3 protein-coding genes are annotated in these 3,300 nt (G+C 46.7%); 2 read left to right on the top strand and 1 reads right to left on the bottom strand.

The annotated features are described in order from the left end of the window. The coding region (locus AB5542_RS21135) for an EI24 domain-containing protein (protein ID WP_368243446.1) at positions 1-526 on the bottom strand (526 nt) is incomplete at its 3' end. Between the two features lie 328 nt (positions 527-854). Here AB5542_RS21135 and purB point away from each other — a divergent pair. Both purB and AB5542_RS21125 read left to right on the top strand, forming a co-directional pair. Continuing rightward, positions 855-2,195 (top strand): adenylosuccinate lyase, encoded by a 1,341-nt coding sequence (purB, locus tag AB5542_RS21130; protein ID WP_087419987.1) that lies wholly within the window; start codon positions 855-857, stop codon positions 2,193-2,195. Between the two features lie 81 nt (positions 2,196-2,276). Continuing rightward, positions 2,277-3,300, top strand: a 1,024-nt coding sequence (locus AB5542_RS21125) for an ABC transporter transmembrane domain-containing protein (protein WP_368243445.1), incomplete at its 3' end; no start/stop codon positions are given.

Raw genomic sequence — 3,300 nt, 5'->3', positions numbered from 1 at the left:
GTACAGGCATAACCAATCCGGCCAAAGGAATAAAAGAGCCGAAAAACAACACAATCATCACGAGTAATTGCAGGATCATACAACGTAACGAAATCGCAATACCTCGTCCGATTTCCCAAACCAATTGTTTCAGGTTAAACGGGTACTCCCGTCCCGACACGATCGCTTCCGTCCGTTCCGAAAGCCACGAGTAAACGGGCGACATCACCACCATTACCACGTACCCCCCGAACGAAATAAATAGTATATAATACAGGAAACGGGTTAACAACTTTACCAAGAATCCGGCCACTCCCGACACCCATTCCAACCACGATATACCCTCGATCCACTCCGTCATTTTCGCCTCGATCACACCGGAAAGTCCGTCCCCCAAATACCCCACGGCATAATTACCGGCCACGAACAACACGATGACAATTACCACCGGGAAAAGCATAAAATACCACAACTTACTAGAAAACAACAAACTTATCGCCTTCCCGTATGCTCGTATTCCTCTCGAAAAATCTCGTGCAAAACCCATAAACAGTGCATTAAATTTCCCGTAAACTTAAACATTTTTTCGCAAACATCAAGGCAACGACGTGGCCTTAGAGTTCATAAAGTTTGTAAAGTCGAATCTTCGATTCTGAAAGTTCATAAAGTCCAAAATTACGGGCGTCCTCCGGACAGTATCTGTCGGCAGTTCCTGCAGCCATAGACAAAACGCCCTACTAGGAGTCCACAGACTTTACGAACCTTACGAACTTTATAAACTTTCCACTACTTTATAAACTTTACGAACTATTTTGTACTTTCGCGTGAGAAAGTAAATTCCTTGATTTAACAATAACGTGAAAAACAAATAACATATGCAAGCATTAACAGCAATTTCGCCGATTGACGGCAGATACAGGGACAAAGTAGATAGCTTGGCAAACTACTTTTCCGAGAGTGCCCTGATTCGTTACAGGGTAATGGTAGAGGTTGAATACTTCATCGCTCTCTGCGAGTTACCGTTACCACAACTACGGGGATTCGACCATGCGCTGTTTGACAACTTGAAAGAAATATACCTGGACTTTACCGTCGAGGATGCCCAAAAGATCAAAGACATCGAGAAAGTAACCAACCACGACGTGAAAGCCGTGGAATACTTCATCAAGGAACGGTTCGACGCACTGAACCTCCACGAGTACAAAGAATTCATTCACTTCGGGTTGACTTCACAAGACATCAACAACACGGCAGTACCCTGTTCTTTCCGTGATGCCATTCACGACGTGTACTATCCCGTGATTGACGAACTGATCGCCAAACTCGAAGAGCTGGCCGAAGAGTGGAAGGATGTACCCATGCTGGCAAAAACCCACGGGCAACCGGCATCCCCGACCCGATTGGGTAAAGAGATCCGTGTATTCGTCTATCGTCTGACCAAACAACTGGAACTACTGAAAAAAGTAGCTTGTTCCGGTAAATTCGGAGGGGCCACCGGGAACTTCAACGCCCACAACGTGGCTTACCCGGAGATTGACTGGACAGCATTTGCCAACAAGTTCCTTACCGAAAAACTGAAAATAGAACGAGAACAATACACCACCCAAATATCCAACTACGACAACTTTGCCGCCGTGTTCGACAACCTGCGCCGCATCAACAACATCGTGGTGGACTTGGATCGTGACTTCTGGACATATATCTCCATGGCCTACTTCAAACAAAAAATCAAGGCCGGAGAAGTTGGCTCGTCAGCCATGCCCCACAAGGTAAACCCGATCGACTTCGAGAACTCGGAAGGTAACCTGGGAATAGCAAATGCCGTACTTGACCACCTCAGCAACAAACTGCCGATCTCCCGTCTGCAACGTGACCTCACGGATTCCACCGTCTTACGTAACATCGGGGTACCCTTGGCCCACACGATCATCGCCTTCAAATCCACGCTGAAAGGATTGAACAAACTGATCATCAACAAGGCGGCCATCGAGGCAGACCTAGAGGATAACTGGGCCGTGGTAGCCGAGGCCATCCAGACCATACTTCGCCGCGAAGCTTACCCCAACCCGTACGAGGCGTTAAAAGCCCTTACCCGTACCAACAGCAAGGTAACACAAGCCTCCATCGCCGAGTTTATCGACACTCTTGACATATCTGCCGAGTTGAAAGAACAACTCAAACAAATCAGCCCGTCAAACTACACGGGAAAACTATAAAACAATTGAAAATTGGAAATGGAGAATTGAAAATGTATTCTATTCTCATTTTCAATTTTCAACTTTCAATTTTCAATTATTATGCGTGATTTCATACAAATTTTGAAGAGGTTTATCCCTCCTTACAAATCCAGACTCGGAAAAAACATCTTCTACAATATTCTTTCCGCTGCTTTCGGCTCTGTTTCGTTCGTGTTACTCGTACCCGTGCTAAACATCCTTTTCAACGTGACGGAAGAAGTAACAGAACTCGTACCATTCGAACTAAACAAGGAGAGCTTGATGACGAACTTCAACTATTACGTCACGCTATCAAAACAACATTTTTCCGCATCAACCACCTTACTATTTGCCGGTGGTTTCTTCGTACTAGCCGCATTATTCAAAACGGGATTCTCCTATCTCGCCTCCTACGAGATCGTGTTCATCCGGAATGGTGTCGTGCGGGATATTCGTCGGAAAATATACCAAAAGATATTATCATTGCCTCTTCCCTTCTTCTCCGAAGAACGCAAGGGTGACATCATCGCCCGAACCACGGGTGACGTACAGGAAGTGGAGAACTCCATCATGAACTCGTTGGAAATGTTCTTCCAGAACCCCATTATCATCCTGATCTACCTCTCCGGAATGATCTTCATGAGCTGGCAACTAACCCTGTTCGTGCTGGTACTACTGCCCATCATGGGAACCTTGATCGGTAAGGTGGGAAAGACCTTGAAAAAGCGCTCCAAGGAAGGGCAGGACAAGATGGGTGAAATCCTGTCCAACATTGAGGAAACCCTTTCCGGCCTCCGCGTGATCAAGGCATTCAACGCCGAGGATAAGATGGATAAGTTATTCACCTCGCATAATGAACAGTATCGCCAGATCATGAACCGCCTGATGTGGCGTCGTTCACTCGCTCACCCGATGAGTGAATTCCTCGGAACCATCGTCGTGGTAATCGTCGTGTGGTTCGGAGGCCTTCTTATTCTCGGGCAGACACCTCTCATGGATGCCTCAAGTTTTATCGCCTATATCGCCCTCTTCTACTCGATCATCAACCCGGCAAAACAATTCTCCACGGCACTATACAGCATCCAGAAAGGAGCCGCCGCCATGG

The sequence above is a fragment of the Butyricimonas sp. RTP31003st1_G1_RTP31003_210430 genome (assembly GCF_040920905.1).
Taxonomy (GTDB): domain Bacteria; phylum Bacteroidota; class Bacteroidia; order Bacteroidales; family Marinifilaceae; genus Butyricimonas; species Butyricimonas paravirosa.
The sequence above is the reverse complement of the archived record's forward strand: the minus strand, read 5'-3'. Positions and strand labels throughout refer to the sequence as shown.

Excerpts from the sequence above, each read along its gene's own strand:
- purB (WP_087419987.1), top strand. The coding sequence starts at position 855 with ATGCAAGCATTAACAGCAATTTCGCCGATTGACGGCAGATACAGGGAC.